Here is a 23,233-nt window from a genome sequence, read left to right on the forward strand (position 1 = left end):
GGCCTTAACTCGTTGAAACCGATTCCAATTGTTGCAGCAACAACGCGGCCTGGGTGCGCGTACGCACGCCCAGCTTGCGGAAGATCGCGGTGACGTGGGCCTTGATCGTGGCCTCCGACACACTCAGCTCATAGGCAATCTGCTTGTTCAGCAAGCCTTCGCACACCATGGTCAACACGCGGAATTGCTGTGGGGTAAGGCTGGCCAGGCCCTCGCTGGCGGCCTTGGCTTCAGCGGACACATCGATCTTCTCGAAGGCTTGCGGCGGCCACCAGACATCGCCATCGAGCACTTTCTTGACCGCATCCTGAATCTGCTCCAGCGGGCTGGATTTTGGGATAAAGCCACTGGCACCGAATTCTCGGGACTTTACCACCACGGCCGCCTCTTCCTGGGCCGAGACCATCACCACCGGGATTTGCGGATACTGACCGCGCAGCAGCACCAGCCCCGAGAAACCATAGGCACCGGGCATGTTCAGGTCCAGCAGCACCAGGTCCCAGTCGTTTTTCTCGGCCAGGCGGGTTTCCAGTTCGGCGATGCTTGCCACCTCAACCAGTCGAACGTCCGGACCAAGGCCCAGGGTAACGGCCTGGCGCAGCGCACTGCGAAACAGCGGGTGGTCATCGGCAATCAGGATTTCGTATGTGGCCATCGATCTAATGATCCTGTTCTGTGCAGGCGCAGCCAGCGTGGGGGCGCCTGGCGGGGCAGCTCAAGGGCATCGGGCGGCAGTGCCGGAAGCCAAAAAGGCACGTCGGGGCCAGGAAAACAGCATTCAAGCCTTCGTCGTGCCCGAATCGGCGCCAAGGATGCCGAGCCCGGACCGGGTGGTCAAGTTCAAAGCCCGGTGGTTGTCTCGTAGCCCATGGCGCCAGTGCACACATTATGAAGCAAAGTGGCGTACTTGCCCCTTGAACTATAGGAAGGGCCGCAGTTTTTGGTGCACGGCATCGTCTTCATCCAGCACAAGCCTGTTCTTGGCGCCCAGATAATGGGTGCTGAATACGTCCAGATAGGCATCCAGTGCCTGCGAGGCCTGCTGATCATCGGCCAGTTCCAGACACATGGCTGCCACTTCAGCGGTACAGAAATGGTCGTCGCGCCGCGAGCGGCGCAATGTGTAGCGCGAGATCTGTTCAGGCTGCAGATTGAGCACCGGGAACCGTTCCAGATACGGGCTTTTGCGAAACATCTTGCGGGCTTCGGGCCACGTGGCATCCAGCAGAATGAACAGCGGGCGCTTGCCCGACGCTGGGGCGACGCTGCTGACCACTCGCTCCGGCGCCACGAACTCACCCGGGAAAACGATGTAGGGCTGCCACTGTGGATCATCGAGCAACGCTTGCAACTGTGCATCCACCGCCTTGCGTTCCCAGGCAAACGCCGTGGTGTCACCGATCACGTCGGCAATCAGCCAGCCCGTGTTCGTAGGCTTGAGTGGTTCGGTGTCATGCATGAGCAGGCAAATGCCCGAGTGCGCCTGCACCCGCGGGCGCCAGGCACACAGACAGTACTCGGGGATTACCCGGCAGCCGGGACAGCGTGGCGCACGCGAGCCGCGCGCGACGAAGGGTTTGACACTGCGCGCCAGGCGCTCGGCGCGCAGGCGCGAGACGGCATGGCTCATGACAGGGCGCAACGGTGGCAATGGGGATGGCAATAAAGGCAGGGCACGACGCAGGCTCAGCGAGACTAAAACCCCGGCAGTTTACCAGAGCCCGCCTCCACTGGCCGTATTTGCCGTGCAGCGTTGCGCGCTACTCCCTTATAATCTCCAGCCTGTACAGACCTGCCAGTACTGCCATCGCGCCTGTGACGGAACACTGCGCGCAATGACCGGTCAAATCGCCAGTTATCGAACCAGGAGAGATTCATGCTGCGTTTCATTGCCCCATCCTTGAGCCTGTTGCTTGCCCTGCCGTTGGGCGCGCATGCCGTCTCCAAGCAAGAGTACGCCCTGAACCAGAAGCTTCAAGAAGTCGCCAAGGAAAGCAGCGTGGGTACCCCTCGGGCAATCAACGAAGACATCCTCGATCAGGGCTACACTGTCGAAGGCAACCAGTTGATCAACCACCTCAGCGTTCGCGCCGGCCATGCACAAAAAATGCAGCAAAACCCGGAAGTCATGCGCGGCCAACTGGGAGACAGCGTGTGCCGTAACACCGGCTTTCGCCAGTTGATGGACCGCGGTGCCGTGCTGACCTACCGTTTCACCGAGTACAAGACCAACCGCCCGGTGATCGACCAGTCGTTCAACAAGGCCAGTTGCGTTTCCGGGCAGAAGAAGAAGTAACCAGCGTTCTCTGTTGCGCCGCTGCTCGCCATCGGCGCGCAGCTCAGCGATCAAGGCCTGAATGTGACGCGTACTCTACGCACAGTCACCACAGGCCTTGCCACTTCAGGCCCCGGTTGTTGGCCTGTACTGCGCAGTTTGGGCCCGGCTTGTCCGCCCGGCTCCCACCTGAACATCACGCACAGCCCATTGCCTGCCGCGTCCTCGCGAGCCCACGATCGACACCGGCATAACCCTGCGACAAGGTCTAGATTTATAGCCAGGACCTTTCACTTTGCGGACAAGCAGAGGGGCCTGACCGATGTGCGGCCAGGCCGAAGGTTTTGCTGCAAAAGGAGAAGTTGAATGCCGTACCAGACCAACGAATTGCTAGCCAACCATTTCAAGAACAATGCAATCGACCTGACCCACCTCGAACAACAGCTCAACCTGGTCGCCCCCAACAGCCCCAACCTGCCACTGTACCGGGACATGATGCTGACCGTGTTGCGCATGGCGCACGATGACAGCGACCGCTGGAGCGCCAAGATCACCCTGCAGGCACTGCGCGAACTCGACCACGCCTTCCGTGTGCTGCACCAGTACAAGGGGCGACGCAAGGTCACCGTGTTCGGCTCGGCACGCACCCCGGTCGAACACCCCATGTATGCCCTGGCCCGCGAGCTCGGTGCGACCCTGGCGCGCTCGGACCTGATGGTGATCACCGGGGCCGGGGGCGGCATCATGGCTGCGGCTCACGAAGGCGCAGGCGTGGACAACTGCCTGGGCTTCAACATCACCCTGCCCTTCGAGCAGCACGCCAATGCCACGGTGGATGGAACGGACAAGTTGCTGCCGTTCCACTTCTTTTTCATTCGCAAGCTGTTCTTCGTCAAGGAAGCTGACGCGCTGGTACTGTGCCCGGGCGGTTTCGGCACCCTGGACGAGGCCTTGGAAGTGCTGACCCTGATCCAGACCGGCAAGAGTCCGCTGGTACCGGTGGTACTGCTCGACTCACCGGGGGGGACCTTCTGGCAGGATGCACTGGACTTCATTACCCGCCAGCTCGAAGGCAATCGCTACATCCTGCCGAACGATCTGAAGCTGGTGCGCCTGGTGAACAACGCCGACGATGCGGTAGCGGAAATCAACCAGTTCTACAGCAACTACCACTCCAGCCGCTGGCTGAAGAACCAGTTCGTGATTCGCACACACCACCCGCTCAGCGAAGCGGCCCTGCTCGACATCCAGCAGTCCTTTGCCGACCTGCGCCTGAGTGGCGACTTCCATCAGCACGCCTATGCAGGCGAGGAGCATGACGAGGCACAGTTCAGCCACTTGTCACGCCTGGCTTTTGCCTTCAATGGACGCGATCAGGGCCGCCTGCGCGAGCTGGTGGACTTCATCAACCGCTCGGAAAACTGGGCAAAGCCTCAGCACAATGAAGCCCCGCAACGGGCACGTGAACCCCTCAAGGTCACCTGAAAAGCCACACCGTGAACATGCCTGGCCTACCCCCTTTCGGGGTCGGCCATCGCTCAATCGTCCAGGCTGCGACCACTCAGCACACGACCGACCATCTCCATGGAAAAACCACGGTAGACCAGAAAACGGGTTTGCTGTGCGCGACTGCGCGGATCGGAGGGCAGTTGCCCGGAAAACTTGCGTTGCCATACATCGATCAGCAGGCTTTGCCAGTCGATGCCACATTCACGCAAGGCCTGTTCGATATCACTACGCTGCAAACCGCGCTGACTGAGCTCTTCACGGATACGCGCAGGGCCATAGCCCGAACGGGAGCGGTAACTGATGAAACTTTCGAGATAGCGCGCTTCGCTGAGCAGGCCCTCTTCCGTCAGACGGTCGAGTTCCTGGTCGATCAATTCGAGCTCAGCGCCGCGCTGACGCAACTTGCGCGTCAGCTCGACACGACCATGCTCGCGTCGCGCGAGCAGGTCCATAGCTGTCCGCCTTACGGCGACGGGGGTATCGAGTACGACGGACATGGTCTATCTGCAAATCAGAAGTTGGCGTCGGCGTCAGCGTCGACCAGATCATCTTCAGGTTCTGCAGCAGCCGTTTTACCAGCAGCCGCAGCAGCTGCAGCTTCAACACCACCGGTCAGCAGCTTGTCGCGGATCTGCTTCTCGAGGGTCGCGGCGATTTCCGGGTTCTCTGCCAGGAACTTGGCGGAGTTGGCTTTACCCTGACCGATCTTGCTGCCCTGGTAGCTGTACCAGGCACCGGCTTTTTCGAGGAAGCCGTGCAGCACGCCCAGGTCGATGATCTCACCGTTGCGGTAGATGCCCTTGCCATACAGAATCTGGAACTCGGCCTGGCGGAACGGCGGCGCCACCTTGTTCTTGACGATTTTGACGCGGGTTTCGCTGCCGACCACTTCGTCGCCTTCCTTCACCGCGCCGGTACGGCGGATGTCCAGACGTACCGAAGCGTAGAACTTCAGCGCGTTACCACCTGTGGTGGTTTCCGGGCTGCCGAACATCACGCCGATTTTCATGCGGATCTGGTTGATGAAGATCACCAGGCAGTTGGCGTTCTTGATGTTGCCGGTAATCTTGCGCAGTGCCTGGGACATCAAGCGAGCCTGCAGGCCCACGTGCATGTCGCCCATTTCGCCTTCGATCTCGGCCTTGGGTACCAGGGCCGCCACGGAGTCGACGATGATCACGTCGACAGCGTTGGAGCGCACCAGCATGTCGGTGATTTCCAGGGCCTGCTCACCGGTGTCCGGCTGCGAGACCAGCAGGTCGTCGACATTGACGCCCAGCTTGCCGGCGTACTCGGGGTCGAGGGCGTGTTCGGCGTCGACGAATGCGCAGGTGGCGCCGGCTTTTTGTGCCTGAGCGATCACCGACAGGGTTAGCGTGGTCTTACCCGACGACTCAGGACCGTAGATTTCGACGATACGGCCCTTTGGCAGGCCGCCGATGCCCAGAGCAATGTCCAGACCCAGCGAGCCGGTCGAGATTGCCGGAATCGCCTGGCGATCGTGATCGCCCATGCGCATGACCGCGCCTTTACCGAATTGACGTTCGATCTGACCCAGGGCCGCAGCCAAGGCACGCTTCTTGTTGTCGTCCATTGAAGTCCTCACGTAATCATCGATAGGGCCTGACGGCCACAACACCTGTATAAGTAGCCAGTATTATTCCACAGGGTTTTCTTTCCGCCTACCCCCGATTTGCGATTTACTCTGCGCCAAGCTGTAACAAGCCCTCTAGGGCGGCGATTACCGTTTGTCGGCGCACCGCATCGCGGTCGCCATCGAAGTGCCGGCGCTCGCTGGCCACATGCGCACCGTCGCCCCAGGCCAGCCATACAGTGCCCACCGGTTTGGCCGGCGAGCCGCCATCGGGCCCTGCCACACCGCTGACCGCCACGGCAAAGCGCGCCCCACTGGCAGCCTGGGCGCCGCGCACCATGGCCTCGACCACTTCCTGGCTGACCGCCCCGACCTGCGGGAACAGTGCCTGGTCTACCCCCAGCTGGCGAGTCTTCTGGGCGTTGGAGTAGGTCACGTAGCCCGCTTCGAACCAGGCCGAACTGCCTGGAATACGCGTGATGGCCTCGGCAATACCACCGCCGGTGCAGGACTCGGCCGTGGTGACTTGGGCATTGTAACGGCGCAGGTGTTCCCCCAGCCGGGCAGAAAGTGCGGTGATCGGGTCCATGGCGGGCTCCTTGAAGGTCTGGCGCCTACCCTACACCAGCTAGCGGCGTGGCTGAACACTCAAGGTGTGAGCGCGCGTATGTAACCCTGGCAGGCGCGCAGGGCGATCAGTCCGGCGTCACCGGCATCGGTGATGGCGATAATTCGTCGAGCATGCGCCGGGTCAAGTCGGGCGCGTGGGGCGCCATGATCCAGGCTGCCGGCGCCGGGGGCGGCAGGCAGGTCGGGGGTGGCGTCGCGGTCGAGAAGGACCGACAACCGCAGATCAGCAGTAGCCAGCCGATCACGCAAGCGTGCCTGAGCCTGTTGTGCATCGAGAAGCTCCTGATAATGGGTGTTGTCGTTCAAGTCCAGCTGGCGCTCCAGCACATGGCGTTGCTGGCGTTCGCCCTGCAGCTCGGCGGCAGCACGCTCGGCCAGTTGCTGGCGTTCGAATGCCCAGGCCTGTTGCTGCTGCGCCAGCTGGCGGCCCAGGCGCCAGCCCTGGAGCTGCCAGGTCAATGCGCAGGCCAGCAGCACCAGGCTCAGCAGCACGCCAGCGTGCAAGCGGTTCAACACAGCACCTCGCGGGCGCGGGCCCAGAGTTTGAGGCGATCCTCCAGGCCATTGAGGCCACCATTGATATGCCGCGTGATGCGGTTGAACTCACCGCGGTCGGCCAGCGCGTTAAGCCCGCGCGAGTGCCAGAACCAGGCAGCCGACTCGGCGGCCCAACGCGGTTGCTCGAGCAACTGCGGCAACTCCAGCAGACGCTCGTCGCCAAACAGCGCCATGCTGCAGGCGCGGTAATTGTTGCGCCCTGTAACCTGGATCAGCCCCCTGCCGCAGTACCGCTGACCGTCGCCGTCCGCCTCCGGCGTGTTGCCCAGGCGCAGGGCCAGGGCGCCGGTGTCGTAACGGGACAGGTAGCGATCGCTGCCCAGCTCCTTCACGTAACGCAGGTGGCCCGACTCGTGGCCGATCTGCGCGAGGAAGGCGGCAATGCGTCGGGGGTTGTCGATTTCCCAACGGGCCATGGCAGTGTTCAGGGCGGGTACAAAAATGCCGGCATTGGCGCCGGCACCGGGAAGAATCTGCATCAAGTTCTGCTGAGTGATGACCATCATCATTCTCCAAAATGCATAGGGGTTCAGGCCTGTCCGGCCTTGAGCGAACGACCGGCATTACCCTGCCCGCCCTTGGCCCTGGCCTTGCCTTGCTTGCCGCCATTGCACTCGACCGTGGTGCTCCACCCGGACGCGCTGAACACCTGCTCGATCGACTCGATCAGGTACTCGCCATCGAGGCCGGGCTTGAAGCCCTGGGCGTCGAGGATGCGTTCGACGAACAGGTCGGTGCGGCCCGGCATTTCCAGGCGCAGGCTGGCGGTGCTGCGGTTGAGCGCCGCCAGGCGGGCCTTGGCGGCCTGCTCGGCAGCGCTACGGTTGGGGTACAGGTGGCGGTCGGTGTGCACAGGCGACAGGCCGTCGGGCGCGTCGTCGTTGGGCAGGTCGACCACGCTCTGCTGGCCGGTCTTGCTGTCCAGATGACGCGTTTGCACGGCCTTGTGGGTGCCTTTGTCGGTCATGCGAAACTGCCAACTGCGCACATCGCCACGGCTGATCATGACGTTGCCAAGGGCCTTGCCGCTGGCGCTCTTGCCGGCCTGGCGCGGCATCACCAGCAGCGCGCCGTTCGCTACCTTGGCGGTGCAGTCGAACAGGCGCCCCAGGCGGGTGATGAAGTTGAAGTCCGACTCGTTGAACTGGTCGATGCGCGGTATGCGCAGCGTCACCGGGCACGCTGGCTGCCAGCCATTGCGCGCGGCGATGTCGCGCACGATCTGCTGCAGGGTGACGTTCTCCCAGCTGCCGCTGCGGGTGGTCTTGCCGCTGCCGCGCATGTCGCTGGCCTTGCCTCGGATCACGATGCTGTCGGGCGGCCCGGACAGCTCCACCTCATCCACGGCGTAGCGCCCCAGGCGGGTCAATGCCTGGCCGGCGTAGCCCAGATGCACCTCGATGAAGGCACCGCGTGCCGGCAATGCCACCTCGCCGTCGCGATCGTCGATACGCAGTTCGAACTCGTCCGAGTCCATGCCCGGCTTGTCGGTGGTACGCAGCGACAGCAGGCGATCATTGATCAGCGCGGTGATGTCCTTGCCATCGGCCACGATGCGAAACACAGGTTGCATGGTTGCTGCTCCAGAAGGGCCTGCCCGCGCACGCAGCGCTGGCAGGCAGGGGGGGCGCGCCAGCTCAGTCCCACAACTGCAGCAGGGCCTGGCGGGCGGGCGTCAATGCGGGCAGCCTGATGAGCACCCCGGCACCAAACGGCTGCGCCTGGTCGGCCAGGCCCTGGTTGGCATCGAGTACCGCTTCGACGCTGCCGTTGAGGTGCCCGTAGTAGTGCTGGCAGAGGCTGTCGAGCAGATCGCCGTCAGAGGTTCTGCAGATCGTCGCCATAGCTCACGAACTCCAATGAAAAGCCTTGTTTGCGAGGAATGCCGCCAGCCACCAGGCTGCTCTGGTCCTCCTCGATGCTGGTCAGGCACCAGTTGCCCAGTACCTCGCCGTAGCCGGTGGTCAGGCTCAGTGGCTGCAATTGCCGACCGATGCTGCGCAGCGCCTGCAACTGGCCGAGCCCGCTTTTGGCACCGGGAAAGATCGTGCCCTTGAGGGTGATGCGCTCTTCGCCCAGCCCCACCGCCTGCTGCGCCGGGTGGCGGCTCAGGCGCTCCTGGCCCGCCCAGCGAAAGCCGCTCTGGCGACGCAGTTCATCGAAGGTCGCGGTGTCGAGGTTGAAGTAGTAAGGCTGCGCCTGCGCCTGCAACGACTGCAGAATGAGCAGGTGCGGGAACGGCTTGACCACCTCGGCTGCCGGCGTGACCGACGGCGCGAAACTGCCGGTGGGCAGCAACGTGCCCAGCGACGGGCTGATGCGACCCGCCACCTTGTTGATGGCTGCGGCAGCCTTGGCCGCCTTCTGCTCGAATATGACGATGCGCTCCTGCACCAGCGCAACCTTGGCCACGGCGCGGCTGTAACGGCCCAGCACCTTGTCGACGCCCTGCTGCGCCCGGTTGATGGCGCGCATCGTGCGTTGCAGCCTGGCGCCGATCAGCGGCCCGACGTAGGGGATGTCCTCGAGCGCGGCAGCGGCTTCGGCGATATCGCTGATGGCGCCGGTCATGGGCTCCAGCATCTCGTCGGCACTGCGCCGGCCCGCCTCCCCCGCTGCGATCAGCGCCCGCAGGGCCGAGTGCAACTGGTCCATGTAGGTCATGGCAGCTCCTTATACAAATGTGGGGTCGGCCAGTTGCCGCATCGAAGCCTGACGGGTCAGTTCGAGGAACTGACGTCGAATGATCGGCTCGATGTTCATCGCCAACTGGGCCGGGTCGGTGACACTGCCCTGCACGGTGATGGGCATGTTCGGGGCGAAGGTGATCTGTTGGGCAATCGGCTGCGGCGCAGGGCTGATCGAAGGTGGCGCAGGCGGCAACGACAGAATTGTCATCGGCTCGCCAGCGCCGGGATTCATCGAACGAGCGACATCGCCCAGCGACTTGGACAAGTGAGTGGGTTCGCCAGCAGGAGGCTTGGCAGCATCGTCGTCTGCAAACCACTTCTTGGCTAACGAGGAGCCCCACTCGCTGAACACAATACCCCCGATCAGCGAACCGATCGCAGGACCGATGACAGGAACGAAAGCGCCCAGCGCAGCCCCGGCCAGTGCGCCACCAAAACCGCCCACTGCCCCACCATATCCCTCAGCCTTCTGCTCGGTGGTTTCTGCAGTGAGGAAGGTCTTGCCGAACTTGTAGATGGCCTCTACGGCTGCGGGCGCTCGAGCGGCCTTGATCGCCGGAACAGCCTTGCCGAGGTAACCTTTGATGCTTTCCCAGCGCCCAACCGGAGCAGATGAAGGTCGGCGCCTGGAGGGGCTGTTCTTTCTTCCCCCTCTACCCCTTCTCGAAGTTATCGCGCCGCAGCAAAAGTCCTGGGCATTGACGACAAACACGCGTTGCGGCGCCCTTGCGCCTTTGGGAGCGTCGCCACCCAGCACGCCAGCCTTCCGTGGCCCTGCCCTGAAATCACTGGCAACAGCGATGATACCTATGGGCTGCGGCCCCTTTGCCGGGGGCTCGGTATCATCGCTCCCCGCCATTCTCCCGCTGAGCGGGTCGGATACCCGACCCGCCGCAGGTGTCCCATCGGTTGGCAGAGATGCAGGCGCTGCAGTCTCCAGTGAAGCAGCTGCAACTGCCCCTGCGGGTGCCTGCGGTGCCGCTTGCGATCTGATGTTTACGAATACCCTGGCGGGCTTCGATTGCGAAAGCCGGCGCGCAACATCGGCGACCTGGAAACTGATCACCTGCAAGTGCCCGTCGATGCTCTTCAACAATGTCAGCCTGTGCCGGGAGCCCTGTGTTTCAGCAGCCTGTACGGCGCCCCCGGTCTTTGCTTGAGTTCTCGCGCCTTGCGGGTCACCAGGAGCGCTGTCGAGCATCCCGTTGCCCAGCGTCTCGTGCCCGAGCGGGTACAGGTCGCCCTTGCCTTCGCTGCTCAATTGCCTGAGTTGCCGGATCCGCGCCTCAAGCAGCTTGAATGATGCGCCTATCGTCGAACTGACCGAGGCGCCGATAACCAGTTTCAACGCTAACGCGTTTGCCATACGGTCCCCCTGTGCGTGCAAAACCGGCTCACTCCGTGAGCCACCAGACCATGTCGTTGAACGACATGGTCATGATCTCGGTGGCAGAAAAATTCAGCTCACGGGCAAGCCGCCTGGCGGCCACCTTCTGAAGGGAGGGGTCAAAGCTCGTCGTCTTGCACCAGGCGAAAATAGCCCGCCTGCAGGCGGCCATAGTCCTTGAGCGCGAGGCCCTCCAGGTCCTTGATGCCCACCTCGGCGAGGGAGGCGAACAGGTTCAGCTCACGCTGCTCGTCGTCGCCGCTGCCGGCCGACTGAGCCGCACGAATGTCGCGTACCGTAGGCGAGCGCAACGACAGGCTGTCGACCTTGATGCCATTGGCTTCGCTCGGCCGGGTCAGCGCCACCACCACGCCGTCGGCGCTCAGCTTCATCCAGCTGGGGATCTTTGCTTGGGTCATGAGAAGTCCTTACAGGCCCAGGGCCGAACGTTGTGCCGCGAGCTGGTCGACGCCGTCGATCACGCGCTTCATGCCGATGGGGTCGATCTCGTAGATCAGGCGTCCGCCGACTTCCAGCTTGTAGTAGGTGACGGCGACGGTGTGCTTGACCTCGGCCTTGTCACCGGCCTTCCAATCGCCCATGTCGACTTCCTTGAGCGCGCCGCGCAGGGTCACGATCACCGGGGTGACAGCGCCCTTGAGGCCCTTGAAGGCACCGCGGAAGGTGCCGTTGAACGCAGAACCATCGGCCAGGCCGAAGAACTTCAGCGACTCACGGCGCACGCCGGTAGTGGTGAAGCCGGCTTCCTGCTTCTCCATGCCCATGTCCATCTCGATGGGCATGTCCATGCCGCCCACCCGGTGCTCTTCCATTTTCAGGGTGAGCTTGGGCAGGGTCAGGCTGGTGACATTGCCCTGGAAGCTGGTGCCATCGACGAACAGGTTCAGGTTCGCCAGGGTTTCGGGAATCATTGCCATTGCTAGTGCTCCTTAAGCTGCGTTATCGAGAACTTCGGTCAGCCACTGGTTGGTGACCTCGACGCGGAAGTTGGGGTTTTCGGCCGGTGGTACGTCGGTGAAGCGGATGTTCCAGTACACCTTGCCCTGCTCCAGCTGGCTGGCACTGTTGAGTTCCGGGTCGGCGAACACTTCGAAGTTGATGATCGCGCCCTGGGCCTTGAGGTCGCGCATGAACGCCTGCAGGCCTTCGGTCACGTCCTTGACGTAGGTGGCGGTGATCGAGCGGTCGACTGCCCATTTGTGCCCGTAGAGAATCGCGTCCATCACGATGTCCATGGTGCGCACGCGGGTGACGAAGGCCCACTTCGGGTCGCTGCTCAGGGTGCGGTTGCCCCACAGGCGATAGCCGTCATCGCGGATGATGGTGGTGATGTTGGCGTTGTTGAGCAGGTTGGCGCGGCAGGTCTCGTCGCCATCGAGGAACTCGATGGGGCGGGTGGTGCCGGTGATGCCGACGAACTCCTTGTTCGAGGGCGAGGCCCAGAAGCCGTACTCGTTGTCGGTCCAGGCGAACAGGCCGGCGACCCAGGCCGAGGCCGCTGCATCGACGGTGGCGCTGGTGGTGGTGTCCCAGTACTGCACGCCCGGGTCGACCAGGAAGGCGCGCTTGGCACCGAAGTTTTCGGCGTAGGCCAGGGCGGCCTCGTCGGTGGTGGCCGGGCCGTCGATGATGGCCAGGCCGCGCAGCTTGTCGGCCAGGGCCACCAGGGCGGTGGCGACGGCTTGAGTTGCGCTGTGCTTTGGAGTGACCAGCAGGCGCGGCTGGGCGTTGAAACGGCTCTTGCCGTCGAGCAGCGCTTGCAGGCCGGTACGCTTGCCGTCGGCCAGCACGCTGCCGATGATGGCGGATGTCTGCTCGGCGGCGTCGGCCACCTTGGCCACGCCGCAGGCGACGATGACCGCCTTGGCGCGCTGGTAGATGGCCTGGCAGGCACGGGTGATGGCCGCGTCGGCGCCGAAGGCGGCGATGGCTTCACGCTCGCTGGTGATCAGCACCAGGTCGTTGAACTTGGCGCTGGCGGTCGGGCCTTCGGTGAAGGTGTCCACCAGGCCGATGATCGAGGACGACGGCAACGCGATGGTGCGGGCGCCGGTGTCGACGTTGGTGACGGTGACGCCGTGAAAGAAACCACTCATGGGTAAACTCCGGGTATGAAAAAGGCCCTGCGGTGCAGGGCCTTGTAAGGTTGGATCGGCAACTATCGGGGTGAACCGGCCGTTGCAGGTACAGGTGCGGTGGCCAAAATCAGGCGAGGAAGTCCCAGGTCAGCGAGATCGCGGCGACAGAGTTGTTCGAGACGGTCCACAGCCCGTAGCCAGCAGGGATAAGCAGTGGGTAGGGTTGGGTGTACTGCCAGTTGTTGCTACTGGCTACTCCGCCCATGATGGCGTGCACCGTCATGTCACCCAGACGAGCAGGTGCCTTGGGACCGCTGTACAGGTTGATGATGCCGCCGCCGGTGCAAATGGTGGCGGTGCGCAGATAGACGCCTTCCTTGTTTTCTTCCGGGCTGAAGACTTGAGTCACCGTGGTCGGGTGAGCGTTGAAGAAATGCTTGCCTACTTTTACTGGTTCCATGATTTTTTACCTATCGAGTCGAATGCTGGGTAGCGGAACATTCCGCGTTCATGTCGCTCACAGGCGATGGTTCGAGGCTCGTGGCCTTCATATGATTCAACGTTCCGCAGCGGGAACATTTGATCTGGAGTTCGGTGAACTCGCCCATACGGGCAAGCAGTCGTTTGCATCTGCCGCATCTGCAATCTTTCAACATCTGCAAAGCCTTGTGATTTTCTGCTGAAGGGTCTTGAAGAATGAAAAAGCCCCGACAGTGCGGGGCTTCATCAGGTCATATTTTCCAGCCAGACTGGCGGTGGAGGCCGGTGGTCGACACTGGGAAATAGCACTGACTGGGGCCAGTCGCGCAGGGCCTGTCGGTAGTGAAGCAACTCGACGAAAAGCTCGGCTTGCAACGTGGTAGCCAGCAGCATCTCTAGTTCATCGCGGTGACGAGCCATCAGCCATTCGGTACCGCTGACCTGCATGTCTCGCCACTCGCGCTCAGCGGCGACCAAGTCATCATCGGGCGCGGGTTCAAAACCTTTTTCGCCCAGCCGGAAGCCCGACACAACATGGGCTGCGCACGGCAGCCAGGTAAGTGCTGGATGGAACCGGCCCACCGGGTCAACCGCTGTCACTTCGATGACCTTTTTGTTCTCAACCAATGCCCACATATCAAGCTACCTCGATCAGAACTTCACCTGGTGCACCCGCACCACCGCCACGGTTGCCTTGCATGCCCGAACCACCTGCACCGCCGCCGCCAGGGGCAAGGCCAGGGTTGCCCTTGCCCCATGAGCGGGCTTGCGACGCGCCGCCATACCCGCCACCCAGGCCCAGGGCATTAGGGGTGCCCGAGTTAGCAGCAGAGACGGGGTGAACAATGTCCCCTGTGGTCGTTCCAGAGGAGCCACCAGAAGTGCCAGCAGAGCCGCCAGCACCTCCTGTGGAGCTGATATACACATCAAATGAAGACGCCCCCCCTGAAATGCCTGAAACACTTGCCCCCCCTGGGCCGCCTGCACCGCCTGCACCGACGGTAATCAGTACGGACGATACTCCGGCAAGGTTTACAGTCGATGTTCCGCGACCGCCGCCACCTGCGCCACCACCCGATCCAGTGATCGACTCCGTGTGGCCGCCGCCGCCCCCACCCGCAGTTACGGTGACTCGTGCGCGCCGCCGACCGGAACGAAACAATGGGGGCACGATATAGTTAAAAATCCCGGGGATCTGGTACTTCGTGATTGCCGTATCTATGCTCGGTGGCAACTGGGCCTGACCAACACACCACCAGCGACCCACTGAATCATTGCGCAAGCACAGATAATCTCCCGCAAACAGCAACTCGGTCGTCGCCTGCCCCGAACTCGATGAGGTGCTATCGAGCAAGATCTTGTCTGTACCGATAGCCGCAATTACCAAAGTGTTGTCAGTCAAATCAGTTCGACGCAACACCAACTCCATTACGCCCAAGGCTGCCGTGGCCGCTGGTAGCGTAATCGTGCGGGCACCAGCACTTGCATCAAGCAGTACCAGCCCCCTATGCGAACCAGTCAAGGTTTTGTCGATGTTGAAACTGTGGACCCCTTCGGTCTCGGCTTTCTTCTCAAGCATCTCATCGACCTGCACTTTACTGTACGCATCGGTGATGCCATACCCGCTCAGCGTGGTCGGATTCGTCGCGGCGACAACGCGGCCGTAAGCATCCACCTTGACGCTGCGATAGGTGCCAGCGGCAACCCCGCTGCGCCCGAACGCCATTTCAAACGCCAGCGCCGTTACGCCCAGAGTAATGGGTGCATCCGTGGTCAGTTGCCAGGCGCTGTCACCGTTGGCCGTACCCCGCTCCACCAGCACCAGCAGGCCGGGCGTGACCTTGGCGCTGCTGTCCGCATCCGGGCAACGTGTCCACGCTCCACTGGCAACCAGATACAGGCCGTTGTCCTTGGCAGCGGCCTGATTCTTCACCAGCACGCGCGCGCCCGCCTGTAGCGCAACACCATCCATCGTCTGCAACCCGCTCAAGGTGACCGCGGCGGTGGTCGCAGCCAGCACCGAGTGCTTGAAGTCGCGCTTGGCCAGTTCCTCGGTCACGAACTCGCGGGTCGCCAGCACTACACCCGGATCGATCTTGAGTTGCACATTGCTGGCGCTGCTGACCACCAGGTTCATGCGCACCACCTGGGTACGGCCCGAGCCCTGGTTGAGCAACGGCTTGTAGGTAGGCGCACAGTTGGCCACCGCCACCAGGTCGCCGTCGGCGTCGTACAGCCCAACCTCGCGAATCCAGCGACCGCCGATCTCGGCCGGAATCACCTGCTCGGCGACGATGACCGCACTGTCCTTTTCGTCGACCTTGAGCTGGTTCAGCGGCGCCCGCCGCCACTCGTTGAGCAGGCTGGTCCAGCTCGCGTCGGGCATTGGCAGCGGCGGGTTGTCCAGCCCTGCCGGACTGGCGTCACCGACGGCCATGTGTGTGATTTTCCAAGGAATGCCCAGGGCATCCGCATTGGCCTGTTTCGCGGCCCCCACCTTGGTCAGGATCGCGTAGAACTGGGAGTTCTGATCAACCATTAGTAAATGTCCAGATAGTCAATGGTGTGTTCTCGCCCACCACGCCCGATGGCCCCCATGACCGTGAGGTCGGCCGGCGCAGGCGGGTAGATGTCAAGTTCGTCGCCGTCTTGCAGCGCGGCGCCGAGGTAAAGCGAGCCGCCGGTTTCCAGGCTGATGACCAGGCCGCTCAGGTGTCGGCTGACGGGCCTGGCGTCGTCGATCAGCCAGGTCAGTTCCTGGTACGTCTGTTCGCTGATCCCCGCCTCGGACACGCCGATCTTCAGCGCGAAAGTGCCGGGCACCGCCGGGGGCGTGGCCTTGAACCACTCGATCACTTCGATCAAATAACCAAACGGCTCCACCACGCGGCGCAATGCGCCGATCGTGCCCTTGTGGGCATGCACGTAGAACGAGGAGCGAATCACCGAGCGCTTGATCGCCTCGGGCCAGGTGTCGTCCCAACGGTCCACCGACCAGGCCCAGGCCAGCTGGTACAACAGGTTCGCCGGGCACGTATCGGGGTTGTACAGGGTGCGCAGGGTGACCTTGAGGTCTTCGTTGGAGGCCGCCTCGACGGCCCGTTCCAGCGGCGTGCTGTTGAGCGGCAGGAGGCTGTGCATGTCAGCCCCCCCGCGTCAGTTCGAACCCGGTGCACCAGGCCGCCTGCGCCTTGCTCGGGCGGATGTCGGTCCAGTTGCGCAGCTCCACCCGGCTCACACCGGCGATGTGCAGTTGCGCATCGATGGCCGAGCGCGAAACTTCCACGCCCAGGCGTCGCCGAGGGTTGACCCAGGCTTGCAGGCGCCGCTGGCACTCGGCCAGGGTCGCTTCGTTCTCCGGCCCCGTCCCGGCCATGTAGAGCACGGCATCGATGCGATAAGGAATCACCTCGGCACTGCGCACTTCCAGGCGGTCCGCCACCGGGCGTACATCGTCGTCGTTGAGGTAGGCGGCCACTTCGGCGAGCAACTGCGCACTGGCGATGCCGTTCTCCTCCAGGCTCAGCACCGTCACCTCCACCACTGCCGGTGACGGGCTTTCTGCAGAGGCATCGGCCACCTGCCCCGAGGCATTGCGTGCATGCAGGATGTAGCTGTTGCGCGGGCCGGCGGTGGTCAGGCCCTCGTACACCAGTTGCACCCGCTCGCGCAGTGCATCGTCTTCCTCAAGCACTTCGAGGGTCGGTGGCACACTGTTCGCGTCTTCGGCCTGTACCACCAGCCGCTTGAGCTGCACGTTGGCTGCCAGCTGGTCCAGGTCGCTGCCCTGGGCATAGGCCAGCAGCAGCGCCTTGGCGGCATCGTTGACCCGCGCCCGATTGAGCAGCTTGCGGTACGCGCCCACCTCCAGCAGTTTGGTCACCGGATCGCTTTCCAGCAGCGCGTCCCAGTTCTCGCCCATGTGCGACCGAAAGGCCGCCAGGTCATCCTGGAAGATGTCCTCGAAGTCGAGGTCTTCCAGCACCTGCGGCGCGGGCAGCGCCGACAGTTCCACGTTGCTCATGCCGTTATCTCCAGCAGTTGGCTGTCGCCCAGGTACTGCCCGCTCAGTTGCAGGCTGATCTGCCCGCCCACTACCGCCACCACGCGCACCCGCTGCAATTTCAGGCGTGGTTCCCAGCGGGTCAGGGCGCGGGCGACCTCGGCCTGCACCGCACTCTTCCAGCCCTCGTTGACTGGCAGGTCGACGAAACGGCGCAGCTTGCTGCCGTAGTCGGGGCGCATGCGCCGGCTGCCCAGCGGGGTGGTGAGGATGTCTTCGATGGACTGGCGCAGGTGCCCGATGCCGGACAGCGTCTGCCCGCCGTGGCGGCTCATGCCGATCATCGCGGTACCTCCCTGGCCTGAATGCATTCACTAGCCATGTTGTCTCCAGGCATAAAAAAACCCGCGTTAGCGGGCGGGGTTCAGTGCTTGTGATTGGCGGTGTTGCCGCCGGTGTCGATGATCTTGCCGGCCCCCAGGATGTCACCGGTCACACGCAGGCCACCGTTGATGCTCACCTCACCGGTCAGGGCAATGTTGGCGGCGTTCAGGGTGATTGCGTTGTCGGTGACCAGCAGCGAGCTGCCGGCCACCTTGAGGCTGACGGTGCCACCGGGCAGCTCGATGCTGTAGCTGCGGGCCTGCCAGTCGTAGACCAGCGAACCACCGTCATCGAAGCGCCATACCTCGACGTGCTCGCGGTTGTCGGGTGGCGCGCCGGCATTGCCGTACAGGCCCGGTACGAAGGTGCCCTGCGCCGGCTCACCGCTGGGGCTGAGCAGTGCGCCCTGCTCGTTCAGGCTCGGCGCACGCCAGTGACGGGCCTTGCCTGCTGCGTGGCTGTGCCAGCGCACCCAGGCGCTGGTCCAGCCGGCGCCATCGGAGACCCGTACCCGCGCTGCTACCAGGTCGATGCCGACCACCCGACATGGAATGACCAGCGCCGCCAGCATGCGGTCATGCATGGAGCTGGCGTAACTCATGCCATGTCCTCCGGTGCCTGGTAGCTGTCCTTGTGCGCGGGCCCTGTGTCGGGGCTGAAGGCGAACAGCAGCGAACCGGGTGGCTGGTCTGGCCAGGGCCACTGCAGGTCGCCAAGGTAAACGGGCTGCTGCCATTGCACCCGCCATTCCAGGGTGCCGGGTACTTCGGCAGGTATGGCTGAAGGGCGGGCCTGCACCTGAGAGATGGCGTCGACGAAACCCAGGCTCCAGAACTGCTGGCGCAGCAGCGCGGTCAATTGCGCGGCCAGTGTCATTGCTTCCAGCGAAGCCTGCTGCCGCGCTTTACTCACCAGAATCCTCGCCTCGAACGAGGCGTTAACGCATGTACGCCCATCGCCGGGGTCGACGCCAGGCCTCATGCCGGTGAGGGTGTGCATCAGCGCAGGCAAGGCCGTGTTCTCGTCCGGCAGCGCAAACGCTTCCACGTGCCGCAACTGGGGCATGCCCGCACTCAGGGTGGCGCTGATCGCTTGATGTAACGTCCCAAGTTCGTTCACGGTCACTCCTCGCTATCGGTGCGCTGTTCTGTTATTGCATCGCAATGAAAACGCCCAGGCGAACCTGGGCGTGACAGATGGATGCCGGGTCTACTGCAAGGGTTCAAATACCCATCGATGCCATTTCAAGCGGCGATCGATAGGTTGCGGCAGCAGTGGCGATGCAGGCCCGGGCCTGCAGATTGGCCTCCTTCATGTCGTTGATGGTATCGGCGATCTTCTGCGCGCCTTCCACGATCCACATGCGTGAGTAGATCAATGCGGCACCCGCCCCGGTGGCGATCACCAGGGCCCGGAACAAATCAGCCAGCAGAGCACTGCATGTGCCGATTTCGTTCACCGCCGTACCTACCACGGCCAGGACCTCCTCGTTGTAGTCCAGGTTGTTTGCCACACTGGCGCCCCAGATGCTGGTGACCAGGGCCTTGCAGTTCTGAATCTGTTCAGCAGTAAGTGACATGAGTCTTTCTCCGTTGATTGATCAAATGCGGGCGTGTGCCCTGTAGGTGTCGCTCGCAGGCGATGACTGGAGGCTCATGGCCTTCACCTCCGAACACCGACGCCCGTCAGCGGGGTGGATGGTCGGTTGGTTGCGCAGGTGTGCAATCCTTCACACCCAGCCGCTTCGCAGCCCAGCGCTCGTAAAGCCCGATGGCCACGTCGGCGCCCGCCATGGCGGTCAGGCAACCAAAGGCTGCGGCGCTCCAGATCGACAGCCCGCTGGCATACAGCAGCATCACGGTCGATACGCCGCAGACCATGCAGGCCCCGGAGCGCAGCAGCAGTCGCCTGAACAGGCCCCAGCCGCGGGCGCCCTCCTTGTCTGCGCGCCACATCTCGCCAGACAGACCACCCAGCAATGCCAGGACGATCACCAGCCAGATCGGCATTTCCAGCAACGTCTGTTGCTCGTTTGTCATGCTCGTGCTCCCTTGTTGAACAGCCGATCACTCGGCATTCCAAAAAGCCCGGTCGCCCAGGCTTTTCAGTAATGCGTGGTCGGATCGCCGGCCACTGCTGGTGCGCCGTGCGATCCTGCTTCAAATTGTTCCTCCGACCGCGGCCGCCTGCCCGCCGGATAACTGCTTACGGTGCTTTACGCTGCACACCCGGGTCAGTTGCCAACCCTCTGAACAGTTCAGGCCTGTTCATCGCTGCCTTTGCCACTGCCGGTGTCTGACCGGCTTGAGACAAAGATTATGCATCAATGCATATGCAGTCAATGCATTTATGGAAATATTTATGCATTTTCTTTTGCGTTGACGCATGCGGGCCTTGCGCGGTGGGGCCTGCAGGGCTGTTTTATGCAGTCAACACCGGCTGCGAATCGGCAAGAGCGGGCTCATGAGGAGCAGAGATTTTGACGGGCGCCAGCAGATGAATTCCGTTTCCATCTGGTTGCTCGTGATCGGTGAGATCTGCGCAGTTGCTCCTGAGCGGGCAGATAGATAGCTGTGGCATCGCCATCAACGTTGCATTGGAAGTGAGGCGAAAGGCTATAATCGCGGAATTTTCCTCGCTTTGACGGGGCTGTTCTCCTCCGTCGGACATCAAGTGCTTACCCTATAAATGACACAACCTACCCTTCATCTTTCTCATCCCAAATATCGCCCAGATATCGACGGCTTGCGGGCTGTTGCCGTCTTGGCAGTAGTTATCTATCACGCCTTCCCCAGTGTGCTCAGGGGAGGGTTTATCGGCGTCGATATATTCTTTGTCATCTCAGGCTACCTGATTTCCACTATCATTTTTGAAAGCCTGGATCGGGGCGCATTCAGTTTTACCGAGTTCTACGCACGACGTATAAAACGCATATTTCCTGCGCTGCTGCTGATACTTTCAGCGTGTTATGGTTTCGGCTGGTTCACGTTGCTGGACGATGAATTCAGGCAACTGGGAAAACATATCGCAGGCGGCGCCGGTTTCGTCTCGAACCTGGTGCTATGGAGTGAGGTCGGTTATTTCGACAACTCCGTGGAAACCAAACCGCTATTGCATTTGTGGAGTTTGGGCGTAGAGGAACAGTTTTACATTGTCTGGCCAATATTGTTGTGGGTGGCGTGGCGATTCAGGTTCAACGTTCTGGCCTTGACGATCCTCTTGGGTGCTGTCTCATTTTTCCTGAGCGTCAAAGGCGTCAAGCATGATGCGATCGCCACATTCTATTCACCACATACACGTTTCTGGGAGTTGCTGGCCGGCACGCTTCTCGCCTGGCTCACCCTTTATAGAACGCGTGCCGTGCGAAAACGACTTGGGCATGTGCTTTCCGTGCTGGGTGTGTGTTTACTGGTATTCGGCTTCTTCAGGATAAACAAAGGCCTCAACTTTCCTGGAAAATGGGCACTCGTTCCAGTACTGGGCGCTGTGTTGATCATTGCGGCGGGCCCTGATGCCTGGTTCAATCGCAGGGTGCTGGGTAACAAGTTGGCCGTGTGGTTCGGCTTGATCAGCTTCCCTCTCTACCTGTGGCACTGGCCCTTGTTGTCTTTCGCAAGGATCGTGGAAGGCGAAGTACCCACTGTCGGCATTCGCGTAGCGGCCGTACTGTTGGCTATTCTTCTGGCTTGGCTGACATACAGGCTGGTGGAGCTTCCCCTGCGTGCAAGGTGGCAGGGGCGCTCCAAGGTCATTGTGCTCGTGCTGCTGGCAGCTGGCTGCGGAGCAACAGGCTATGCGACCTACACGCAGGACAGCATTGCACAGCGAACGCATAACCAAAAACTCATGGCCTACCAGAACAGTATAAAAGTCACTGAGCGAGCGGCCGAATGCTTTGAAATACCCTATGCCTACAAGAAGCCGGATGGCTGGTTCTGCGGGCTGGGTGAGCGTGGTGCGCCCGTTGAGTACTTTGCGTACGGTGACAGTCATGCACTGAGCCTGGTGCCGGCATTGGAGAAGTTTGCACGCGACCATAAGGTAGGCATGAAGTTTACGGGAACGTCTGGCTGCCCCTCGCTGCTGGGTATCCAGTCACTGCGTGGCGAAGCCGGAATTGAAAAACACAATTGCCAGGCATTGAACGAGCGCATCTTCAACGACGTTCGGGCCTCGGGTATTAAGCACGTCATATTGATCAATCGCTGGACGTATTACACTTCATCACCGTCACGCCCTTCGGAGTTCAATGGCATTGCAAGAGATCCATCCGCAAAGGCAACGGTCCAGAGCTCAACCCATGACCTTGTCTGGGCAATGGATAACACCGTTTCTCGCTATGCCCAGATTGGCGTGAACGTTATCTTCATCGAGGATAACCCGCAGCAGCGGTATGAGCCCAAGGATGTATTACGGCGTGGGCGCGGCATAGAACGCGAATACTTGAAGTTGTCGGTCAGCCGCGAAGAGCATGTTCGCAATCAAGCATTCGTGAACGCGGCGTTGCGCAAGACATCCGCCACAATCATCAACTTCGACCGCGCGCTGTGCCCTGGGGATATCTGCCCGCTGGTCGAGGGGAACGCGTTTCTGTATTCCGATGATGATCACCTGAGTATCACGGGGGCGCTCAAGGTCTATCCCGCGCTGGCCGAAGGGCTTACCCGCTCGGCACAAACCGCCGAAATGGCGAAGTAGCCAGCGCGCTGATGCTTGCTCCGACAGGGCCGACCCCGCAAACTTTTGCAGGTATCGGTCTTGCCGGAAAGGATCAATAAGGGGTTTGAGCAGACACAAAAAACCCGCCGGGGCAGGTTTCTGAGAAAGCGTAGAACCTAGCGGGCGTACATGCCCCACCAGAACACATGCCCGAGGATGCTGATTTGCTCCTCCTGCATCTGCTGGAAGGTGTAGTCCTCGTCCGGGTGCTCGTCGCGGTTGAAGCTGCGCAGGCGGATACCCGTGGGCAGGCGATACAGCTGTTTCACGCGCAACTGGCCATTGTGGTTGATGGCATACAGGTCGCCGTCGACAATGTCGCCAATGCCGCTCTTGCCCGCATTCACCCCCACCGTGGCGCCATCACGCAGCACCGGCAGCATGCTGTTGCCGCGCACCGTCACGCACTTGGCCTGGTCGAACTGCACGCCGTTGTGACGCAGGCTGCGCTTGCCGAAGCGCAGGCTGGCCTTCTCGCTTTCCTCGATGACGAATCGTCCTGATCCTGCTGCCAACTCGACCTCACGAAGAAACGGAATGGACACTTCGTCGTCCTCGACGGGGGTGTCGTCATCCCACAGGCTGATGTCCTGCAGCTGCACGTCGGCACGCGGCGCGTTCGCCGGGCGGGTATCGCCCAGGTCGGCACGGCCGCGCAACTGATCGGTGCTCACGCCGAAGTACTCGGCGATCTTCGACACATGCTTGTCCGAAGGATCGACGATCTTCTCGCTGAGAATCCGCGACAGGGTGGATTGGGGCACGCCGGTGCGACGGTGAAGCTCCGTGGGGGAGATCCCGTGGCGGTCGAGCAATGCTCTCAAGACGGTAGCTACGTTGCGTTTTTGCATAACGTGCATAGTAACCATCTCGTGCACAAATGCAAATTCAAATATGCATTAACA

General features: G+C 62.0%; 29 protein-coding genes. 3 read left to right on the forward strand and 26 right to left on the reverse strand.

Features of this window, described 5'->3' with window-relative positions; translation table 11 throughout:
• Positions 1-4 precede the first annotated feature (4 nt).
• Positions 5-655, reverse strand: a complete 651-nt coding sequence (gene erdR / locus NP552_RS05070; protein ID WP_043864264.1) for a response regulator transcription factor ErdR — start codon at positions 653-655, stop codon at positions 5-7.
• 264 nt (positions 656-919) lie between these two features.
• Complete coding sequence (locus NP552_RS05075; RefSeq protein WP_043864265.1) at positions 920-1,630, reverse strand: tRNA-uridine aminocarboxypropyltransferase; 711 nt, start codon at positions 1,628-1,630, stop codon at positions 920-922.
• Positions 1,631-1,876: 246 nt separating this feature from the next.
• Between NP552_RS05075 and NP552_RS05080 the strand changes: the two genes are divergently transcribed.
• Positions 1,877-2,296, forward strand: coding sequence for a quorum-sensing-regulated virulence factor family protein (locus NP552_RS05080; RefSeq protein ID WP_043864266.1), 420 nt, complete (start codon positions 1,877-1,879; stop codon positions 2,294-2,296).
• A gap of 345 nt (positions 2,297-2,641) precedes the next feature.
• Positions 2,642-3,760, forward strand: a complete 1,119-nt coding sequence (locus NP552_RS05085; RefSeq protein ID WP_043864267.1) for an LOG family protein — start codon at positions 2,642-2,644, stop codon at positions 3,758-3,760.
• 53 nt (positions 3,761-3,813) lie between these two features.
• Here the strand turns inward: NP552_RS05085 and recX are convergent, their stop codons facing one another.
• From recX to NP552_RS05200, 23 genes are all read right to left on the reverse strand, one after another.
• Entirely contained in the window at positions 3,814-4,281 is a 468-nt protein-coding gene (gene recX / locus NP552_RS05090; protein WP_043864268.1) for a recombination regulator RecX, read from the reverse strand.
• A 14-nt stretch (positions 4,282-4,295) separates the two neighbouring features.
• A complete protein-coding gene (recA, locus tag NP552_RS05095) occupies positions 4,296-5,378 on the reverse strand; it encodes a recombinase RecA (protein WP_043864269.1) in 1,083 nt (360 codons plus the stop codon).
• Between the two features lie 106 nt (positions 5,379-5,484).
• Entirely contained in the window at positions 5,485-5,967 is a 483-nt protein-coding gene (locus NP552_RS05100; protein ID WP_054914980.1) for a CinA family protein, read from the reverse strand.
• Positions 5,968-6,026: 59 nt separating this feature from the next.
• The gene (locus NP552_RS05105; protein WP_058541502.1) at positions 6,027-6,521 is read right to left on the reverse strand and encodes a lysis system i-spanin subunit Rz; all 495 of its coding nucleotides are present in this window, start codon (positions 6,519-6,521) and stop codon (positions 6,027-6,029) included.
• Positions 6,518-7,069, reverse strand: a complete 552-nt coding sequence (locus NP552_RS05110; RefSeq protein ID WP_054914982.1) for a glycoside hydrolase family 19 protein — start codon at positions 7,067-7,069, stop codon at positions 6,518-6,520. Before NP552_RS05110 ends, NP552_RS05105 begins: the two co-directional genes overlap by 4 nt.
• A 26-nt stretch (positions 7,070-7,095) precedes the next feature.
• The gene (locus NP552_RS05115) at positions 7,096-8,139 is read right to left on the reverse strand and encodes a phage late control D family protein (RefSeq protein WP_058541501.1); all 1,044 of its coding nucleotides are present in this window, start codon (positions 8,137-8,139) and stop codon (positions 7,096-7,098) included.
• Between the two features lie 64 nt (positions 8,140-8,203).
• Positions 8,204-8,410: a tail protein X gene (locus NP552_RS05120; protein ID WP_058541500.1), complete on the reverse strand. Its 207-nt coding sequence runs from the start codon at positions 8,408-8,410 to the stop codon at positions 8,204-8,206.
• Positions 8,385-9,230 (reverse strand): phage tail protein, encoded by an 846-nt coding sequence (locus tag NP552_RS05125; RefSeq protein WP_054914985.1) that lies wholly within the window; start codon positions 9,228-9,230, stop codon positions 8,385-8,387. Before NP552_RS05125 ends, NP552_RS05120 begins: the two co-directional genes overlap by 26 nt.
• Before the next feature lie 9 nt (positions 9,231-9,239).
• On the reverse strand, positions 9,240-10,622 hold the full coding sequence (locus tag NP552_RS05130) for a hypothetical protein (protein ID WP_274096522.1): 1,383 nt from the start codon (positions 10,620-10,622) through the stop codon (positions 9,240-9,242).
• Between the two features lie 140 nt (positions 10,623-10,762).
• Positions 10,763-11,062 (reverse strand): phage tail assembly protein, encoded by a 300-nt coding sequence (locus NP552_RS05135; RefSeq protein ID WP_043864277.1) that lies wholly within the window; start codon positions 11,060-11,062, stop codon positions 10,763-10,765.
• 9 nt (positions 11,063-11,071) lie between these two features.
• Complete coding sequence (locus NP552_RS05140) at positions 11,072-11,581, reverse strand: phage major tail tube protein (protein WP_274096523.1); 510 nt, start codon at positions 11,579-11,581, stop codon at positions 11,072-11,074.
• Positions 11,582-11,593: 12 nt separating this feature from the next.
• Positions 11,594-12,760 carry a phage tail sheath subtilisin-like domain-containing protein gene (locus NP552_RS05145; protein WP_043864279.1) on the reverse strand — a complete coding sequence of 389 codons (1,167 nt, stop codon included), beginning with the start codon at positions 12,758-12,760 and terminating at the stop codon, positions 11,594-11,596.
• 109 nt (positions 12,761-12,869) lie between these two features.
• Positions 12,870-13,202, reverse strand: a complete 333-nt coding sequence (locus NP552_RS05150; protein ID WP_088514470.1) for a hypothetical protein — start codon at positions 13,200-13,202, stop codon at positions 12,870-12,872.
• A 10-nt stretch (positions 13,203-13,212) separates the two neighbouring features.
• Positions 13,213-13,404 (reverse strand): Com family DNA-binding transcriptional regulator, encoded by a 192-nt coding sequence (locus tag NP552_RS05155; RefSeq protein WP_411269346.1) that lies wholly within the window; start codon positions 13,402-13,404, stop codon positions 13,213-13,215.
• 64 nt (positions 13,405-13,468) lie between these two features.
• Entirely contained in the window at positions 13,469-13,858 is a 390-nt protein-coding gene (locus NP552_RS05160) for a phage tail assembly chaperone (protein WP_274096524.1), read from the reverse strand.
• Between the two features lies 1 nt (position 13,859).
• Positions 13,860-15,761, reverse strand: coding sequence for a phage tail protein (locus tag NP552_RS05165; protein WP_274096525.1), 1,902 nt, complete (start codon positions 15,759-15,761; stop codon positions 13,860-13,862).
• Entirely contained in the window at positions 15,761-16,363 is a 603-nt protein-coding gene (locus NP552_RS05170) for a phage tail protein I (protein WP_274096526.1), read from the reverse strand. Before NP552_RS05170 ends, NP552_RS05165 begins: the two co-directional genes overlap by 1 nt.
• A 1-nt stretch (position 16,364) precedes the next feature.
• On the reverse strand, positions 16,365-17,246 hold the full coding sequence (locus NP552_RS05175; RefSeq protein ID WP_104572111.1) for a baseplate assembly protein: 882 nt from the start codon (positions 17,244-17,246) through the stop codon (positions 16,365-16,367).
• Entirely contained in the window at positions 17,243-17,569 is a 327-nt protein-coding gene (locus NP552_RS05180; RefSeq protein ID WP_043864285.1) for a GPW/gp25 family protein, read from the reverse strand. Before NP552_RS05180 ends, NP552_RS05175 begins: the two co-directional genes overlap by 4 nt.
• 80 nt (positions 17,570-17,649) lie before the next feature.
• Positions 17,650-18,210 (reverse strand): phage baseplate assembly protein V, encoded by a 561-nt coding sequence (locus tag NP552_RS05185; RefSeq protein ID WP_274096527.1) that lies wholly within the window; start codon positions 18,208-18,210, stop codon positions 17,650-17,652.
• Positions 18,207-18,728: a hypothetical protein gene (locus NP552_RS05190; protein WP_043864287.1), complete on the reverse strand. Its 522-nt coding sequence runs from the start codon at positions 18,726-18,728 to the stop codon at positions 18,207-18,209. Before NP552_RS05190 ends, NP552_RS05185 begins: the two co-directional genes overlap by 4 nt.
• A gap of 103 nt (positions 18,729-18,831) precedes the next feature.
• On the reverse strand, positions 18,832-19,188 hold the full coding sequence (locus NP552_RS05195) for a hypothetical protein (protein ID WP_043864288.1): 357 nt from the start codon (positions 19,186-19,188) through the stop codon (positions 18,832-18,834).
• A 106-nt stretch (positions 19,189-19,294) separates the two neighbouring features.
• Positions 19,295-19,648, reverse strand: coding sequence for a phage holin family protein (locus tag NP552_RS05200; protein WP_043864289.1), 354 nt, complete (start codon positions 19,646-19,648; stop codon positions 19,295-19,297).
• A gap of 649 nt (positions 19,649-20,297) precedes the next feature.
• Between NP552_RS05200 and NP552_RS05205 the strand changes: the two genes are divergently transcribed.
• Positions 20,298-22,307 (forward strand): acyltransferase family protein, encoded by a 2,010-nt coding sequence (locus NP552_RS05205; RefSeq protein WP_274096528.1) that lies wholly within the window; start codon positions 20,298-20,300, stop codon positions 22,305-22,307.
• Positions 22,308-22,444: 137 nt separating this feature from the next.
• Here NP552_RS05205 and NP552_RS05210 read toward each other — a convergent pair whose 3' ends face one another.
• The gene (locus NP552_RS05210) at positions 22,445-23,179 is read right to left on the reverse strand and encodes a LexA family transcriptional regulator (RefSeq protein WP_078480062.1); all 735 of its coding nucleotides are present in this window, start codon (positions 23,177-23,179) and stop codon (positions 22,445-22,447) included.
• Positions 23,180-23,233: the final 54 nt, after the last annotated feature.

This window comes from Pseudomonas sp. 8209, from assembly GCF_028682105.1.
Lineage (GTDB): Bacteria > Pseudomonadota > Gammaproteobacteria > Pseudomonadales > Pseudomonadaceae > Aquipseudomonas > Aquipseudomonas palmensis.

Bases quoted from the DNA above. Each gene is read 5' to 3' on its own strand.
- erdR (WP_043864264.1), bottom strand. From the start codon at position 655: ATGGCCACATACGAAATCCTGATTGCCGATGACCACCCGCTGTTTCGC.
- NP552_RS05075 (WP_043864265.1), bottom strand. From the start codon at position 1,630: ATGAGCCATGCCGTCTCGCGCCTGCGCGCCGAGCGCCTGGCGCGCAGT.
- NP552_RS05080 (WP_043864266.1), top strand. From the start codon at position 1,877: ATGCTGCGTTTCATTGCCCCATCCTTGAGCCTGTTGCTTGCCCTGCCG.
- NP552_RS05085 (WP_043864267.1), top strand. From the start codon at position 2,642: ATGCCGTACCAGACCAACGAATTGCTAGCCAACCATTTCAAGAACAAT.
- recX (WP_043864268.1), bottom strand. From the start codon at position 4,281: ATGTCCGTCGTACTCGATACCCCCGTCGCCGTAAGGCGGACAGCTATG.
- recA (WP_043864269.1), bottom strand. From the start codon at position 5,378: ATGGACGACAACAAGAAGCGTGCCTTGGCTGCGGCCCTGGGTCAGATC.
- NP552_RS05100 (WP_054914980.1), bottom strand. From the start codon at position 5,967: ATGGACCCGATCACCGCACTTTCTGCCCGGCTGGGGGAACACCTGCGC.
- NP552_RS05110 (WP_054914982.1), bottom strand. From the start codon at position 7,069: ATGGTCATCACTCAGCAGAACTTGATGCAGATTCTTCCCGGTGCCGGC.
- NP552_RS05115 (WP_058541501.1), bottom strand. From the start codon at position 8,139: ATGCAACCTGTGTTTCGCATCGTGGCCGATGGCAAGGACATCACCGCG.
- NP552_RS05120 (WP_058541500.1), bottom strand. From the start codon at position 8,410: ATGGCGACGATCTGCAGAACCTCTGACGGCGATCTGCTCGACAGCCTC.
- NP552_RS05125 (WP_054914985.1), bottom strand. From the start codon at position 9,230: ATGACCTACATGGACCAGTTGCACTCGGCCCTGCGGGCGCTGATCGCA.
- NP552_RS05130 (WP_274096522.1), bottom strand. From the start codon at position 10,622: ATGGCAAACGCGTTAGCGTTGAAACTGGTTATCGGCGCCTCGGTCAGT.
- NP552_RS05135 (WP_043864277.1), bottom strand. From the start codon at position 11,062: ATGACCCAAGCAAAGATCCCCAGCTGGATGAAGCTGAGCGCCGACGGC.
- NP552_RS05140 (WP_274096523.1), bottom strand. From the start codon at position 11,581: ATGGCAATGATTCCCGAAACCCTGGCGAACCTGAACCTGTTCGTCGAT.
- NP552_RS05145 (WP_043864279.1), bottom strand. From the start codon at position 12,760: ATGAGTGGTTTCTTTCACGGCGTCACCGTCACCAACGTCGACACCGGC.
- NP552_RS05150 (WP_088514470.1), bottom strand. From the start codon at position 13,202: ATGGAACCAGTAAAAGTAGGCAAGCATTTCTTCAACGCTCACCCGACC.
- NP552_RS05160 (WP_274096524.1), bottom strand. From the start codon at position 13,858: ATGTGGGCATTGGTTGAGAACAAAAAGGTCATCGAAGTGACAGCGGTT.
- NP552_RS05165 (WP_274096525.1), bottom strand. From the start codon at position 15,761: ATGGTTGATCAGAACTCCCAGTTCTACGCGATCCTGACCAAGGTGGGG.
- NP552_RS05170 (WP_274096526.1), bottom strand. From the start codon at position 16,363: ATGCACAGCCTCCTGCCGCTCAACAGCACGCCGCTGGAACGGGCCGTC.
- NP552_RS05175 (WP_104572111.1), bottom strand. From the start codon at position 17,246: ATGAGCAACGTGGAACTGTCGGCGCTGCCCGCGCCGCAGGTGCTGGAA.
- NP552_RS05180 (WP_043864285.1), bottom strand. From the start codon at position 17,569: ATGATCGGCATGAGCCGCCACGGCGGGCAGACGCTGTCCGGCATCGGG.
- NP552_RS05185 (WP_274096527.1), bottom strand. From the start codon at position 18,210: ATGAGTTACGCCAGCTCCATGCATGACCGCATGCTGGCGGCGCTGGTC.
- NP552_RS05195 (WP_043864288.1), bottom strand. From the start codon at position 19,188: ATGTCACTTACTGCTGAACAGATTCAGAACTGCAAGGCCCTGGTCACC.
- NP552_RS05200 (WP_043864289.1), bottom strand. From the start codon at position 19,648: ATGACAAACGAGCAACAGACGTTGCTGGAAATGCCGATCTGGCTGGTG.
- NP552_RS05205 (WP_274096528.1), top strand. From the start codon at position 20,298: ATGACACAACCTACCCTTCATCTTTCTCATCCCAAATATCGCCCAGAT.
- NP552_RS05210 (WP_078480062.1), bottom strand. From the start codon at position 23,179: ATGCAAAAACGCAACGTAGCTACCGTCTTGAGAGCATTGCTCGACCGC.